Source organism: Zhouia amylolytica, from assembly GCF_900116365.1.
GTDB lineage: Bacteria > Bacteroidota > Bacteroidia > Flavobacteriales > Flavobacteriaceae > Zhouia > Zhouia amylolytica.
In genome coordinates, this window is record NZ_FPAG01000001.1 from 196,668 (window position 1) to 213,078 (window position 16,411).

14 protein-coding genes are annotated in these 16,411 nt (G+C 39.0%); 9 read left to right on the forward strand and 5 right to left on the reverse strand.

All coding sequences use genetic code 11. The annotated features are described in order from the left end of the window. Positions 1-40: 40 nt before the first annotated feature. Positions 41-2,338 carry a family 20 glycosylhydrolase gene (locus BM361_RS00825; protein WP_074976298.1) on the forward strand — a complete coding sequence of 766 codons (2,298 nt, stop codon included), beginning with the start codon at positions 41-43 and terminating at the stop codon, positions 2,336-2,338. A 66-nt stretch (positions 2,339-2,404) separates the two neighbouring features. On the opposite strand, the gene BM361_RS00830 is transcribed toward BM361_RS00825, so the two are convergent. Further along, positions 2,405-2,737 (reverse strand): single-stranded DNA-binding protein, encoded by a 333-nt coding sequence (locus tag BM361_RS00830; protein WP_038268797.1) that lies wholly within the window; start codon positions 2,735-2,737, stop codon positions 2,405-2,407. Between the two features lie 182 nt (positions 2,738-2,919). On the opposite strand from BM361_RS00830, the gene BM361_RS00835 reads away from it, so the two are divergent. From BM361_RS00835 to BM361_RS00845, 3 genes are read left to right on the forward strand one after another with little or no spacing between them, the layout of a single operon-like run. Next, positions 2,920-3,477 carry an NUMOD4 domain-containing protein gene (locus BM361_RS00835; RefSeq protein WP_038268794.1) on the forward strand — a complete coding sequence of 186 codons (558 nt, stop codon included), beginning with the start codon at positions 2,920-2,922 and terminating at the stop codon, positions 3,475-3,477. A gap of 4 nt (positions 3,478-3,481) precedes the next feature. Beyond that, positions 3,482-3,982, forward strand: a complete 501-nt coding sequence (locus tag BM361_RS00840; protein ID WP_038268792.1) for a DUF6265 family protein — start codon at positions 3,482-3,484, stop codon at positions 3,980-3,982. Between the two features lie 2 nt (positions 3,983-3,984). Beyond that, the gene (locus BM361_RS00845) at positions 3,985-4,335 is read left to right on the forward strand and encodes a hypothetical protein (protein WP_038268790.1); all 351 of its coding nucleotides are present in this window, start codon (positions 3,985-3,987) and stop codon (positions 4,333-4,335) included. Positions 4,336-4,363: 28 nt separating this feature from the next. On the opposite strand, the gene BM361_RS00850 is transcribed toward BM361_RS00845, so the two are convergent. Next, positions 4,364-4,825 (reverse strand): CBS domain-containing protein, encoded by a 462-nt coding sequence (locus BM361_RS00850; protein ID WP_074976300.1) that lies wholly within the window; start codon positions 4,823-4,825, stop codon positions 4,364-4,366. Positions 4,826-4,940: 115 nt separating this feature from the next. Here BM361_RS00850 and BM361_RS00855 point away from each other — a divergent pair, with 115 nt between their 5' ends. From BM361_RS00855 to BM361_RS00865, 3 genes are all read left to right on the forward strand, one after another. After that, positions 4,941-7,214: a M28 family peptidase gene (locus tag BM361_RS00855; RefSeq protein WP_074976302.1), complete on the forward strand. Its 2,274-nt coding sequence runs from the start codon at positions 4,941-4,943 to the stop codon at positions 7,212-7,214. Next, a complete protein-coding gene (locus tag BM361_RS00860; RefSeq protein WP_074976304.1) occupies positions 7,207-8,010 on the forward strand; it encodes an NAD(P)H-binding protein in 804 nt (267 codons plus the stop codon). Before BM361_RS00855 ends, BM361_RS00860 begins: the two co-directional genes overlap by 8 nt. Before the next feature lie 101 nt (positions 8,011-8,111). Beyond that, positions 8,112-8,825: a hypothetical protein gene (locus BM361_RS00865; RefSeq protein ID WP_074976305.1), complete on the forward strand. Its 714-nt coding sequence runs from the start codon at positions 8,112-8,114 to the stop codon at positions 8,823-8,825. Positions 8,826-8,892: 67 nt separating this feature from the next. Here BM361_RS00865 and BM361_RS00870 read toward each other — a convergent pair whose 3' ends face one another. The 3 genes from BM361_RS00870 to BM361_RS00880 form a co-directional block, all read right to left on the reverse strand. Then, positions 8,893-10,971: a M13 family metallopeptidase gene (locus BM361_RS00870; RefSeq protein ID WP_074976307.1), complete on the reverse strand. Its 2,079-nt coding sequence runs from the start codon at positions 10,969-10,971 to the stop codon at positions 8,893-8,895. A gap of 110 nt (positions 10,972-11,081) precedes the next feature. Next, positions 11,082-11,579 (reverse strand): nuclear transport factor 2 family protein, encoded by a 498-nt coding sequence (locus tag BM361_RS00875; protein WP_074976308.1) that lies wholly within the window; start codon positions 11,577-11,579, stop codon positions 11,082-11,084. Beyond that, positions 11,563-12,126, reverse strand: coding sequence for a hypothetical protein (locus tag BM361_RS00880; RefSeq protein WP_074976310.1), 564 nt, complete (start codon positions 12,124-12,126; stop codon positions 11,563-11,565). Before BM361_RS00880 ends, BM361_RS00875 begins: the two co-directional genes overlap by 17 nt. 179 nt (positions 12,127-12,305) lie before the next feature. Between BM361_RS00880 and BM361_RS00885 the strand changes: the two genes are divergently transcribed. After that, a complete protein-coding gene (locus BM361_RS00885) occupies positions 12,306-13,265 on the forward strand; it encodes an NAD-dependent epimerase/dehydratase family protein (RefSeq protein WP_074976312.1) in 960 nt (319 codons plus the stop codon). A gap of 1,980 nt (positions 13,266-15,245) precedes the next feature. Then, complete coding sequence (locus BM361_RS00890) at positions 15,246-15,929, forward strand: GNAT family N-acetyltransferase (RefSeq protein ID WP_074976313.1); 684 nt, start codon at positions 15,246-15,248, stop codon at positions 15,927-15,929. Positions 15,930-16,411: the final 482 nt, after the last annotated feature.

Genomic DNA, 16,411 nt, shown 5'->3' on the forward strand with positions numbered 1-16,411 from the left:
ATACCGAAAAACCTATTTTAAATAGTCTAACCATTTCATTATGAAAAAGTATTCATTGTTCTTTCTGTCTTTATTGCTATTACTCATTGTATTTTCCTGTACAGAGGATCGCAATATTGTTGTTGTTGACGACATCAACATCATACCCCAACCCAACCAAATTACACCAAAGGAAGGACACTTTTTCTTATCGAACCAAACATCTTATAATTTTGAGGATCTGAAGTTAGTACCCATAGCGGATCATTTCAAACAACAGCTTAAAGAACTGCACGGGCTTTCGATCGGAGCAAATGATGCCAGTAATAATATGATCGAAATGAAAATCGACTCTTCGCTAAGCTTAGGTCCAGAGGGTTATCATTTAGAAATCTCAAAAAACAAAATCGGCATTGCAGCTCCATCTCCACGAGGGGTATTCTACGGGTTACAATCCTTACTACAAATGCTCCCAATGAGCACAGGAGGCATTCCGAATGAAGCAATAAACTATCAAATACCGGCAACTGAAATCATTGATGAACCTGCATTTAAATGGCGAGGTTTAATGTTAGACGTATCGCGTCATTTTTATTCGGTTGCCTTTATAAAGAAACACCTTGACATACTCTCTATGTTCAAGATTAATAAATTTCACTGGCACCTTACGGACGATCAGGGTTGGCGAATGGAAATAAAGGCCTACCCGAAATTAACTGAAATCGGTTCTAAGCGCAAAGATGACGATGGATCTATTTATGGGGGTTACTATACTCAGGAAGAGATCAAAGATGTAGTGAACTACGCCAGGGAACGATTTATTGATGTGGTTCCGGAATTTGATATCCCGGGTCATATGATGGCTGCTCTGGCGTCTTATCCAAATTTAGCCTGTACCCCTAAGCACTATGAGGTAAGAACCTTATGGGGTGTAGAGACAAATATTTTATGTGCCGGAAAGGAGGACACCTATACTTTTATGTCGACGGTCATCGATGAAATGGCTACTATGTTCCCTTATGAATACTATCATATGGGTGGAGATGAAACTCCTACGGATAAATGGAAGTTATGTTCTTTATGTCAGCAAAAAATGAAACAGTATGGCTTAGCCAATGAGCATGAATTAAAGAGTTATGTAATGGCTGAAGTAGAAAAAATGCTTCATGCGCATGATAAGAAGATGATTGGTTGGGATGAGATCCTGGAGGGCGGGATTACTTCGACCACTAATATCATGTCGTGGCAGGGAGAAGAAGGAGGCATTAAAGCTGCTAATGCGGGCCATGATGTTATTATGACTCCTTCCAGTTATTTGTATTTAAATTTTTACCAGGGTGATCTCAATGTGGAGCCCATGGCTTTCGGGGGCGATGTTCCATTAAAGAAGGTATATCAATACGATCCTATCCCTCATGAGATTGAGGCAAGCAGGCAACATCATATTTTGGGTGCTCAGGCCAATGTATGGACCGAATATGTGGAGCAAGATTCGATGTTAGCTTATTTAATGTATCCCCGAGCCATTGCACTTTCTGAATCCTTATGGAGTAGGGAGCACGATTACGAAGATTTTTTAAAGAGGTTAAATCAGCTATATCCAAAGCTGGATGCATTGGAGGTTAATTATCATATTCCATTACCAGAGGGGCCTGAAACCAGGACTTTAAAGTTCCTTGACAGTATTACGATCCCGTTTCATACGACGCAGCCGGTAAAGATGGTATATACCACGGATGGCACCTCTCCAACGATGGATAGCCAGGTATACGAGGGGCCTTTCACCTTTAAGAAAAATACCACTTTAAAAATAGCGTCTGTACTAGATCACGGAAAGGTAAGTTTAGTAAATGAATTTAAGATCGTTAAAACCAAACCAAAGGCATCTTTAGATACGATTCCTGCGGGTCAGGGGCTTGAGATGAGTATTGCCAAAGGCATTTTCAATGATCCGGATCAGATTAATCCGGAATTATTCAAAAGCGCGGGGGTTATAGATTCATTAGCCGCGGCCAACAAAACCTATTATTGGGGGCATTCTATCGATTCGACCCAATTTAAGGCAGTGATATTGGAGGGTATGATCGAAATCCCGGAAGAACATCTGTACACCTTTTCCAGTTTACAGGATCGCATATGGATTGGTGACAGTTTAGTTATAGACAATGCCAACAGTATCAGGAAACACCCAAAACAAGGTATGATCGCATTGCAGAAAGGTTTTCATAAGTTGCAGATATTGTATATCAACAATATCAAAAAAGGATGGGCGACTGATTGGAATACCGTGGAATTACAGTTTAAGAAAAATAATGACAGTATATACAGAAAGGTAAAGTCTAACATGCTTTATCGTTAGTTAGTTGTTTAGTTTAACAAAAAAGGGTCGTGCTGCCACACGACCCTTTTTCTCAACTAACCCCAATTACTTACCCAGCATCAGAAGTTCATTGCAACTGATCTCGGTAATGTAACGTTTTGTGCCTTCTTTAGTTTCATAACTGCGGGAAGTTAATTTACCATCGATGGCTACTTCTTTTCCTTTGTTCAAGTACTTTTCTGTTATTTCAGCGGTTTTACCCCAGGCCACTATATTATGCCATTGCGTTTCCTGAATTAATTCACCCTTAGCATTTCGATAACTATCATTGGTCGCTATGGAAAATTTGGCCAGTTTCTTGCCACTTTCAAGGTTAATAATTTCCGGATCGTTTCCGAGGTTTCCGATGAGTTGTACTCTGTTTCTAAGTGTTTTCATGATATAAAAATTTAAATGAACTATTATTTGTTCTGGTTTCGTTAGGCAAATATGAATGAGGTGGGTTATGATAATCGTATAATAAGCAGTTACTTTCGTTTATAAGCGATTGTAAACGTTTGTAGTCGGTTATAATTCATATTTTTTTTTGTATTTTTAGGACCCCCTTAAACCTTGAAATAATGATTATTAATTTAAAGAATGAGATCTGGAAAGACCTCAGTAAAGACGTTTGGAAGAAAAACGAACGTTATAAGGTCTCCAATTACGGTCGGATCATCAGCTACAAAGCGGATCCGGACGGAAAACTTTTAGAACCTGGAAAGGTTGGTGGATATCCTGCCACAACAGCAATTAAGAAAGATGGCAAAAATGAGATCATCTTTATTCATAGGGCTGTTGCGGAATTATTCTTAGAGAATCCTGAGGAAAAGAAGTTTGTTATTCACAAAGACTTTGTCAAGGACAATAATTTTGTGCAGAACCTGGAGTGGGCAACCCAAAAGGAATTGACTAAGCACAATAGCAAAAATCCAAAAGTTATCGCTGCTAAGGAGCGTCAAAAGACGAAGCCTACCTACAGCAAGCTGAACGAAGCCAAGGTAAGGCTTATCAAAAGAAAAATTAACGACCCCAATCGCCGAACTCGATTGCGACTTATTGCCAAACAATTTGGAATATCTGAAATGCAATTATACCGGATCAAATCGGGAGAAAACTGGGGTCATGTAGAACCATGACAAAATGAAGTTTAAGGCCACTGTTGTACTTTGCTTACTTAATTTTTATGCGTTTTCACAAACTGCCAACACTTTAACTATAAGTGAGGATCACACTCCTGTTAAGGCAAGTATTGAGGAGGTAGCATGGCTTGAAGGGTATTGGCAGGGCGCAGCATTAGGCGGAACTGCAGAGGAAATATGGAGTGCTCCTATGGGTCGCTCCATGATGTTTTCCTTTAAGCTTACCGCCAATGATGAAGTGGTATTCTACGAACTTGGTTATATTAAAGAAGTTGACCATTCTCTCCTTTTACAATTAAAGCATTTTGACAAGCATCTTCACGGATGGGAAAAGCAAGATGAAACTGTTGATTTTCCGTTTATTTCCAAATCGGGGAATCGCATCTATTTCGACGGACTAACCTTTGAAAAGCGGGGTGCTCGGGAAATGATTGTTTATGTGGCCTCTAAAGATAAATCGGGTGCACTTTCTGAACTTGTATTTAATTACAAAAAGAAATAGTCATGGAGCGTGTTTGTCTTGAATGCAATACCAAAATAAATGGCAGAGCTGACAAGAAATTTTGCAATGATTATTGCCGTAATGCTTATAACAACAGGTTAAATAAGAAAAGTAAAAACCTCATCAGGAACATTAACAATCGACTTAAAAAGAACTATCGAATTCTCGAGGAATTGAATCCGAACGGAAAACGCAAGACGACCAAGTCGATGCTTTTAGACAAAGGCTTTGACTTTGAATATGTCACAAACCTATATCATACCAAAAGCGGCACCACCTATTACTTCGTATACGACTTAGGCTACCTCCCTTTGGATCATGATTATTATATGCTTGTGAAACGAAACGGTTGATAAAGTATTTTTGTACAAATATCAGTTTTTACCAGTTTTGACCGCTTAAACGCAGTGCGGCTTTAACGATATCCTTTCTACTTATCTGACCGACAAGTCTCCCATCCTCCACTACCGGAAACCTTCTTCGGTGTCCTTTATAAAACTGGGATGCAGCGTCAAATATACTCACATCGTTTCTGATGGTTTCCACATCTTTTGTCATAAAATGCTCGACATTTTTTTCCAGAATAGGCATATTGAAATATCGGCTTTCTGATATCTGCTTCATACAATCGGCTTCTGAAATTATACCGACTAAATTTCCCATATTATCCACTACCGGTCCTCCGGAAATGCGATGCTTTATAAACAGCTCCATTACTTCCAGAACAGATTGTTCCGGTTTGAATGTAATAAGGTTCTTCGTCATATAATCCTCTACCAATATTGGCGCTTTATATTCCTTTTTTACCTCTTCTCTCGGCCCTTGAAAACTCTTAATCCCCATAGTATTACATTTTAAATAGTTTGGTTAGCTTTTTAAATTTACTGAATTTTAACGTATTAAATAAATAAAAATTAATCAAAGCTCAAAATTTTGATAACTTTATAAAAAAAACCAGATGAAGAACCTTTCCGCTGTATTCTCTTTTTTTCTTATTGTACTTGCCACTTACTGGAGTTTTCATTCACTAATGCCTCAGAGCATTTCTAAGTCCACTACCCCTGATGATCAATTTTCGACGGAACGTGCGCTTTCTCACATACTCCAAATTTCGAAGGAACCTCATTTTGTCGGGGCAGCGAATCATAAAGTTGTGCGGGATTATATTGTAACGGAGCTGCAAAAACTTGGACTTAAAGTTGAGTTGCAAGAGGGATATACCGGGGGTGATTGGGGGAATTTAAGTAAGGCGACCAATATTATTTCAAAAATTGAAGGAACCGGTAACGGGCGCTCGCTGGTCTTGATGACTCATTACGACAGCAATCCGCATTCATCACTGGGAGCTAGTGATGCCGGTAGTGGCGTTGCTGCCATTCTTGAGGGAGTTAGGGCTTACCTGGCTACAGACAAAAAACCCTTAAACGACATCATTATACTCATCACTGATGCTGAAGAACTCGGCTTAAACGGAGCTCAGCTTTTTGTTAATGAACATCCGTGGACTGAAAACATCGGGGTAATCCTGAATTTTGAAGCCCGGGGTAGCGGTGGACCGAGCTATATGCTTATGGAAACCAACGGAAGTAATTCGAAACTCATCGAGCATTTCGTTGAGGCCGATCCGGAATTCCCGGTAGCCAATTCCCTGGCCTATAGCATTTACAAGAAGCTTCCTAACGATACAGATCTTACTGTTTTCAGAGAGGACGCTGATATTGACGGTTTTAATTTTGCTTTTATAGACGATCATTTTGATTATCATACGGCGATGGACAATTACGAACGTCTGGATCGTAACACGCTGGAACATCAGGGCAGTTACCTTATGCCATTGTTAAATTATTTCAGTCAGGAAAATCTAAGTGATCTTAAATCGGATACGGACTTTGTGTTTTTTAACGTCCCCTTTTTTAAGATGGTAACCTATCCGTTCAGCTGGATCTTACCGATGCTCATTCTTTCTGTTTTGGTCTTTATCGGCTTAATCATAGCAGGCATCCGAAGCAAAAAGATCGTTTTAAAAGAGGTCGGCATAGGCTTTTTGGCATTTGTTGCTGCCGTTGCCTTATCAGCGCTTATTGGTTTTTATGCCTGGCCGCTATTAAAAGGGCTTTACCCACAGTACAATGACATTTTACATGGATTTACTTATAATGGTCATTCCTATATCGCATTTTTTGGGATGTTGAGTATTGCTATTTGTTTTGGCATATACAGCATGATTAAGGAGGTACGACCTGTTAATCTTCTGGTAGCTCCCATTTTATTCTGGCTGGTTATATGTGGCTATGTAGCTTTCAATTTGGAAGGTGCCAGTTTTTTCATCATACCTGTTATCGCTACACTGGTTTCCTTTGGCATCTTATTACGTCAGGAGAAGCCCAGTATCTTATTGTTGACTCTTTTGGCTATTCCGGGACTTTTCATCCTTGCACCATTTGTTCAGATGTTTCCGGTGGCGTTAGGATTAAAAATTTTAATTGCCAGCAGTTTACTAACCGTTTTAATCTTTGGGCTGAGCCTTTCGGTCTTCGGGTTTTACAAGAGTAAGAAAACCTTAGCCATTATCTTTTTCATCATAGCCATATTCTATTTCGGGAAAGCTCACATGCATTCAGGGTTTGACGAGAACAGACCAAATCCGACCAGCCTGGTTTATTTGCTGGATGCCGATGCTAATAAGGCCACGTGGAACACTTATAATACAGTTCTGGACTCGTGGACTTCAAAATACATTACGGATGACAGGGTGACTTCTACGGAAGGGCATCATTTCAGTAGTAAATATAAAACCGGTTTCACTTATTCTTCGGAAGCACCGGTAAAAAATATTGACCTACCAGACATTCGGATGAAGCAGGATACGGTGATCAATAATGAGCGTCATGTAAAGATTTGTATTACTCCTCATCGCCATGTGAATCGATTAGAGCTTTTCTCATCGACTCCATTTATTGAATGTCGTGCAAATGGAATTGTTTTTGATAAAAACTACCTTAAAAATAGGGGCGATCGTTTACTTACGCATTATATTAGCCACAATGAAGACACGGAACTCTATTTGGTTTCCAAGGTGAATGAACCTATAGAAATTACGTTGTACGAGTCTTCTAACGATCTATTAAACGGCATTGATTTTAACATACCACAAAGGGCTTCCGATGCTATTCCGATGCCTTTTGTTCTAAACGATGCTATTATAATTAAAAAAACAATTCGTATTGAATAACAAAATAGCCATATTGGGCTGTGGATGGCTTGGACTTCCGCTGGCAAAACAATTCGTTAAAAGCGGATATCTTGTTCATGGCTCGACCACATCTGAAGACAAAATCAATCTCTTAAAGGATTCAGGAATCACCCCTTTTAAGATTGCGCTACACGAAGATCATATCGAAGGGGATATGGATTCATTTCTCGAGGGTGTTGGGACCATCATCATTAATGTTCCTCCCAAGCTCAGAAGGGCTTCTGCGGAAAACTATGTCTTAAAAATCGAGACCCTAATTAAAGCCATTGAAAAGACGGCAGTTAAAAAAGTACTTTTTGTGAGCAGCACCTCGGTTTATGGCAATAGTAAGGAGGTAATTACTGAAGAAAGTCGTCGTGAACCGACCACTGAGAGTGGACGGCAACTTGTAGAAGTTGAAGACTTTCTAAACGAACAAAGCAATTTTAAAACCACTATCGTTAGATTCAGTGGGTTGATTGGCGATGAACGGAATCCTGCTAACTTTCTTTCGGGTAAAGAAAACCTTCCGAATCCGGAGGCTCCGGTGAACCTGGTGCATCAGAATGACTGCATAGGTATTCTCATAAAAATAGTTGAAGGTGAACACTGGAATACGAACTTTAATGTGGCGTATCCCAGGCATCCTTCTAAGGAAACTTATTATCATCAAAAGGCAGTGGAAAAGAACCTTGAACCGCCACAATTTAATCATAGCCGTGAATCATCGGGGAAGACAATTGCCTCTGACAGGGTGATCGAGGTATTGAATTATCAGTTTACAACTGACATTTAAAGCTTTAGCAAATCATTTGGAAAATAATTCAAATATTTTAATAGTTTTGGAAGCTGTTAACTATTAGCGCAAATTGAACTCATTAATCAATAATATTTAAAATGAAGAAATTTTTATTGGTCTTTATTGCAGGTACGGCCTGTTTCAGTGCTGCTGCACAATCTAACACAGAACTAAAGACACATTACGAAGCTTATTATAAGCAAATGAAAACGCAGGGTGATATGCGAGGGGCTATTAATGCGCTTACTCATTTAAACGTTCTTAATCCGAGTCAGGAACGCACGGATACCTTAGCTTATTATTATGCCAACAGCGGTCAGAACTTACAAGCAGTAAAACTTTTAGGAACTGAAAAGGATCCTCAGGCCTCGGACCTGGCAGTAGAAGTAAAAGCTGCAGCACTTAAGGCTTTAAACCAACCACAACTGGCTGTTCAGCAATACGATATTCTATTTGGCCGAAAGCCTGATGTATATTTGGCTTATGACCTACTGGACCTGAACCTTCAGATCGGGAAGACGGCTGAAGCAAAAACATATCTTGATTATGGTATTGCCAATGCAAAAGATGATGAAATGTTACCTTTTTACCAGAGCAATCCTCCTTACCAGGTGCCGATCAAAGCAGCGTTCATCTACCAGAAGGGATTGTATGAATACAACCAGGACAAATCACAATTGGACACTGCTATAGCGACTATAGACGAAGCTTTGGCGATCGCTCCTAATTTCAAATTAGCGCAGCAAATCAGAGAGATCTTAGTAAAGCAAAAAGAAGCTCCTGCTACTCCTGAAGCTACAGACAAGCAATAATAATTTTCGTATTAAATAAAAAAACCGAGCTGCTTTAGCTCGGTTTTTTTATTTATGTTTTTTTCAATTACCAGATCTTCACACGTTCTTCAGGAGCCAGGTACATGCCATCATTTTCTGTAATATCGAAGGCATCGTAAAAGGCCTCAATATTTAATAATGGTTGTGTAGCTCTGTAGCGTCCCGGAGAATGCGGGTCGGTTTTCACCTGATTCTTCAAGGCTTCATCCCTGGATTTTGTTCTCCATACAGTAGCCCAGGACATAAAGAAACGTTGTTCAGGAGTATACCCATCTATTTCTCCAGGGTTCCCGTTTTCTTTTAAATGAATCTGGAGTCCGTCGTAAGCGGCATTTACCCCTCCCAGGTCTCCAATATTTTCACCTAGGGTAAATTTACCGTTGATATGTACTCCAGGAAGCACTTCTATTTTACTGTACTGAGCTGCTAGCGAATCTCCAAGGCGGTTAAACTCTTCAAGATCTTTATCTGTCCACCAGTTTACCAGGTTTCCATCGGCATCGTAATCGGCCCCACTATCATCAAATCCGTGAGAGATCTCGTGACCTATTACGGCTCCAATACCTCCATAGTTTACTGCTGCATCTGCGGTAAAGTTAAAGAATGGTGGTTGCAGGATGGCTGCCGGGAATACGATTTCATTATACGAAGGATTGTAATAGGCATTCACAATTTGTGGCGCCATGAACCATTCTGATTTATCGACCGGTTTCCCCAGCTTTTCCAAATCTCTTTTGAAGTTCCACTCGGCTGCATTCAATCCGTTTTGCAAGTAGGAACCTCCATCTTTGGTACTTTTAACTACGAGATCAGAGTAATCTTTCCATTCATCAGGGTATCCTACTTTGATGGTGGTCTTGGTTAGTTTCTCGATAGCTTTTTTCTTGGTTTCTTCATCCATCCAAGGCAAGGCGTTTATACGAGTCTCGTAGGCTTTAATGATATTCTGGATCATTGTTTCCGCCTGTGCTTTTGCTTCCGGCGGGAATACTTCTTCTACATAGAGTTTACCCAGTGCCTCTCCTAAGGTCCAGTTGATCGTTTGCAAAGCTCTTTCATCTCGAGCACGTTGTTCCTGAGCTCCTCTGAGTGTTTTGCTATAGAACTCCCAATTTGCGTATTCGATCTCTGTAGATAATACGGATGCAGCATCATTTAAAGCTGTCCATCTAAGGTACGCTTTAATATCGTCGATATTATTATTAGAAATTGTATTAGAAAGGGATTTAAAATAGTCTAGTTGAGAGATATTTACTGTATCGACACTCGCTGCTCCGATACCGTCCAGGTAATTTTTCCAGTTTACCGACGAGGCCATTTTCTGAAGATCGGAAATGGCTGTAGGATTATAGGTTAAACTCGGATCTCTTCGTTGCACTTTATCGAGTCTTGGTTCTGCCAATTTGGTTTCGAACGCCAGAATTTGCGCTGCTTCTTTTTGTGCTGTCGCTTCATCGTATCCGATAAACTGAAGCATTCTGGTTATGTGGGCTGTATATTTATCACGGATTTCCTGAGAATCTTCATCTTCTAAAAGGTAGTAATCTCTGTCTGGCAAACCTAAGGCTCCCGCTCCTATAGAGGCTCTGTTTTTGTTACTGTCTTTGGCATCTGCTCCTACTCCAAATCCGAAGAAACCTGCACCTCCTTTTGGTTCCATTTCTATGAGAAATGCCTGTAGGCCGTCGATATCTTCTATGGCATTTATTTTATCTAAATACGGTTGTAATGGCGCTACACCTTGCTCGTTTCTCGAAACAGTATCCATAATGGATTGAAACAGATACACTGCTTTCGCCTGATCGGAATTAGGATCGAGGTTGGGATCGTTTACTGCTTGTTTCAGAATATTAAGGGCATCTTCATCTGTTTTCTGACGAAGCTCATAAAAGCTTCCCCATGATGCTCTACTTGGTGGAATTTCGGTATCGTCAAGCCACTTTCCGTTTACGTAACGGAAGAAATCGTTTTTTGCACTTACTGTGGTATCCATGAGTTCAAGGTTGATACCAGGAATTTTTTCTACCACAGCTACCTCTTCTTTTTTGGCATCTGTTTTACAAGCCACTACTGTTGCGATGGTTAGTGCTCCAAGGGCAACGGGCTTTAGAAAATTAACTTTCATAATTTGTGATTAGATTTTAGTTGTATGCAATGTAAACAAAAACCTAATTCACTTTCCAGTTCTTCAAGAAATTAACAGATGTTTATGAGGAAAATTCTCATCAAAAGTCCTTATTGTTTCAGACTGTTTATCAACTTATTATCAAAGTTTTCTTTGATTTGTATGAGCTGGTCAACATTTTCATTTGGTACGGCAATGGAGAGTACATAATGTGCTATTTTCCATTGGCCATTTACTTTTTTCAGAACGCCGGAGCCTCTGCAAATTTTCATTTGGGTATCGAGCAATTCATCGAACCAGGCGATATTTTGATCGGAACCCAGGTAAACGTTTCTTTCGAGCGCCTTAAAGCTCCATGCTTTTCCTTTATCGAAGAAGGGCTTTGCAAATTTTTTGAAGGCTTCGAGCTGCCAGTTCTCGGTGGGATCGGTTCCGATAAAGACGGCATCGTCGGCCATTTTTGAAAAGTAGCTATCGAAATCGGCTTCTGCGGCAGCGAGATGCCAGGCGTCTATAAGGGTATTGATCTCTTTTTCTTGGGCTTGTGACCGCTGACTGAAGGGTAATGCCAGTAATACCAGGCAAATAAATTTACTGAGGCTGCTCATTTTGATTTTTAGCTTTTTCTATTTTTTGGTCGATAGAGTCAATGGTTTGCAGCACCTTTTCATAGGCTTTTTCTCTGAAGGTTTCACCCATCTGTGCTTCGAGTTCGTTATAAGCGGTAACCACGGCAACTTGCAGGTTGTTTAATTCTTTATCTCGTCCCTGGTCGTCAGACACGGATCTTGTTTTCAGAATGAATGTTTTTAGTACTAACAGTCTACTTTTAATTGCAGGGATCTGTAGTTTTTCAGGGAATTCTGATTTTTCCAATTCCTCCATTAACCTGATAAGTTCATCTAAGGACAAGGATAGGTTATCGGCTTGTAATTTCTGGAACTTGGTCATTTCTTCATTGAAAAGTTCCCACGCTTCCCATTCCCCTATCTGCTCCTGAACGCTGGCATCAAAAGTCATTATTTCGGGTACAGACTGCTTGGCTGCAACCTCCTGTTGCTCTCCTTGTTCTGCTCCCTGCTCTGTATCCTTTTTATTACCGCATGATACGATGAGGAAGGATGACAGTAATACTAATACAATGTATCTATTCATAGATGCGAATATAGTACATTTTTAAACTTTAGAGACTCCGCAAAAAGAAACTAAACAACGGTTTATTTATTTCGTATAGTTTCTTTTTAAGGCTTGATGTATAGATATTTTCAAGAAATAGTATCATAATCTGAATGTAATGACTAAATTTGCGTCCATATTTTAAAACACAACAGGTAATGCCAAATATTTTAATTATTGGTGCTTGCGGGCAAATAGGAACTGAACTAACGGTTGCACTAAGAGATAGATATGGTAAAGACGCGGTAATTGCTTCAGATATCCGTGAAGGTAATGAGGAATTAATGCAGGCCGGTCCTTTTGAAATTTTAGATGCTACTGACAGCGCGGCTATTGAGAAGATTGTTGAAAAACATCATATTACAGATGTTTATTTAATGGCAGCGATGCTTTCTGCGGTTGCGGAGAAGCATCCATTAAAGGCATGGGATCTGAACATGAATTCTTTACTTCACGTGCTGAACCTGGCTCGCGATAAGAAGATCGAGAAGGTGTTCTGGCCAAGTTCGATTGCTGTTTTCGGTCCGACTACTCCAAAAGACCATACGCCACAGCGTACGATCATGGAGCCTACAACAGTTTATGGTATCAGCAAACAAGCGGGAGAGCGTTGGTGTGAGTATTATTTCAACAAGTATGGGGTTGATGTACGAAGCATCAGGTATCCTGGTTTGATCAGTTATAAGACGTTACCTGGTGGTGGTACTACGGATTATGCGGTAGATATTTATCACAAAGCATTAACAGACGGGCAATACACCAGCTTTTTAGATCAAGGCACCTATTTACCTATGATGTATATGGATGATGCTATTCATGCTACCATCAGTATCATGGATGCGGATCGAGAGGCTGTTAAAATACGTTCGTCATACAACTTAAGCGGAATGAGCTTTGCTCCGGAAGATATGGAAGTGAGCATTCAGAAGCATATTCCGGATTTCAAACTGGATTACAATCCGGATTTCAGACAAGATATTGCAGATACATGGCCGAATAGTGTTGACGATAGTGCTGCTCAAGAGGATTGGGGATGGAGCAGTAAGATTGCTCTTGATGAAATGACTGAGATCATGCTTACTAATTTAAAATCTTATTACAAGAAGGAGTCGCTTTAGATCTTTCTTTATTAACATATAAACGCTCTTTGATTCCTGTATTATTACGGAATTGGAGAGCGTTTTTTATTTGACATTCCGCACTTGTTGTGGAATCTCTTAACTCAAAACTTAATCTATTTCTCCCTCAAGAAATTGCCACGCCTTTCTATCGCAAGGCTCGCAATGACGTAACACAATTTCTTACCCCCTGAACCTCCTAAAGGGGGGAATTTGTTTTTCTTGCTTTCTGTCATTCTGAACTACTTTGTCATTCCGTATTCATTACGGAATCTATTGTAAAAGGATGTCGAAATCATTAACTGTCATTCCGCACTTGTTGCGGAATCTGTTGATTCAATGCTTGATTCGTTTTTTTCCTGATGGGTAATTACCCACTGAATGTCTAAGGCATGTTTATTCTTTATTCTTTATTCTTTATTCTTTATTCTTTATTCTTTTTTATTCGCGCTGCTTTCTATTGTTTTATACAGGAGCTCATGATGCGCTACGAAATTGCATTGCCAAATGCTTTGCATTCATGAATACCTTATAAAACAATAACTAAGATTATAAATAAAAAAGTAACATCCCTTATAACTTCTTTTTCAAACTTTCTTTACTTTTTTTCATCGCCAAAAAAAGTAACAAAAAAGTCTAGCCTTGGCTTTTCAGTGACCCATTTTCATTTTAAACCCTAAATTAACCGAACTCGTCTGTTTCCCAAAACAGACTCAAACAGCGCTTAATTTATACGGATTCTTCAATGAATGGGTCCCCACTTACAAAGCCCATGGCGGTTTAAATAAATATACCGAACAATTCATCATCCAAATGCTTGTAGGTTCTTGAAATTAACTAGTTTAATCAGAGTATTTATTATATGTCATTCCGCACTTGTTGCGGAATCTCTTCACTCAAAACTTAATCTATTTCTCCCTCAAGAGATTGCCACGCCTTATTATTGCATGGATTGCAATGATGTTTATTTGGAGTTTTTTATAGCATTTTAAACGAAGGTTTTCATGAAATAGCTGTGGCTCAAGTGGAAGTGCGTTAGCGATAGCTAACAAAGCATGGGGTGGAGCGTAATAAACAGTTTAGTAAACTGTTTTAGCGAACAAGCCAGCTGGCGCAGGGAAAACATCAGCGGTTTTGCGATAGCAAAAATTTCCTATAAACCTTCTTGATTTTTTGATTCGTTTTGCATCAAGGCAAAATGAATAAAGGTTATAATAATCCAGAAAAACTGTTATCCCCAACAGAACAATGTAAAGTGCTGCAATCTTTTTCAGACTGGCAACTACTATTGATGAGATTGCCACGTCTTTCTATCGCAAGGCTCGCAATCACGTAACACAATTTCTTACCCTCTGAACCCCCTAAAGGGGGGAAATTGTTTTTCTTGCTTTCTGTCATTCCGCATTTATTGCGGAATCTGTTGATTCAATGCTTGATTGGTTTTTTTCCTGATGGGTAATTACCCACTGAATGTTTAAGGCATGTTTATTCTTTATTCTTTTTTGCATTGCCCAAAAAAGAACCAAAAAACGCTAGCCTGCATTTCCTTTTTCACCCGTTACACTTTGCCTGCTAAACAAAACGAACTCGAAGCCTTATCAGGACTTCTCAAACAGCGTTTCGTTCTTAACGCAGGCTGCAGCTACGGGGCCCGAAGTCGGAAATGAGGGCGATTTAAATAAAAATACTGAAACTATTGTAGAAGGGTGTTGAGATCAACGCCTGTCATTCCGCATTTATTGCTGAATCTGTTGATTAATCTTTTGGATTGAAAAATATGTTAGTTGGATTGTAATCTTGCATTCGCGGAAAGGCACGATTCGCATAAACCAAAGGGTTAAAAATTTTATAAATTCTATTCTCCTACATTATATAATAAAGAAAATTCAGTTCCTTTGAGAAAGATTATACTGTTATGACCTTTTATACATCTTAGTCGAAAGATACGACTGAATTGTTAGGTATAGATTCCAATTAAATATGCAACCAGAAGAAAAAAAATTAGATAACCCTGTATGGTATTCTTTAAATGAAGAGCACGGTAAGTTTTCCGTGGTTTATAATCAGATAAGATTTTATCACCCAGAATATTGCCCTTTTGGTGGATTCACAGAGGAAGATAACACCTCCATCGGAATTAATAAATACGCTTTATTAACCGATCATTTTTATGTTGTTGGAGATAAACCCAGTTTCAAGAGTAAAATACAACTCAAAAATGAATTGGTTTGTAATCAAATGTTACTCAAAGAACCATTGGACTTTGAAAGCACTGAATGCATAACAGTCCTTAAAACCATAAACCAAAAACAAGATTTGTTTAACCTGGTAAATTTAGTACAGCCCGGATACTTTAAAAGTAAAACATCGGATTTGGGGAACTACTATGGCATATATAAAGACAACAAGTTGATAGCGGTAACCGGTGAACGAATGAAAATGAATAAATTTACCGAGGTAAGTGCAGTGGTAACCCACCCTGAGTTTACAGGAAAAGGCTACGCTAAACAATTAATAAAACACACCACCACTCAAATATTTAAGGAAAATAAAACTCCGTATTTACACGTTGCAGAATCTAATTATGGAGCTATAAAACTTTATGAAAAATTAGGATTTACAACCAGACGAAAAATAAGCTTTTGGAACCTTGTAAGAAATTAAAAAATGCCTAGCAAAATAGGGGAAATATGGTTCTGAGGTTTAATGCTCCACCACCAAACTTTATGTAAATTTAACTGTATTAGTTAGTCATAAATATTTGTATTCTTACTAGTGTCATTCCGCATTTATTGCGGAATCTAGTGATTACCTGTTTTCCAAGTTGGGTTCATATGTCATTTTTATTGAATCAAATCTTTCGGTGATAGTTATATTTATCGCAATACAATGTTCTGTTCTTTTTTATTCGCGCTGCTTTCTATTGTTTTGTTTAGGATCTCATGATGTGCTACGCAATTGCATTGCCAAATGCTTTGCATTCATGAATACCTTATAAAACAAAAACTAAGATTATAAATAAAAAAGTAACATCCCCTATAACTTCTTTTTAAACTTTCTTTACTTTTTTTCATCGCCAAAAAAAGTAACAAAAAAGTCTAGCCTTGGCTTTTCAGTGACCCATTTTCATTTTAAACCCTAAATTA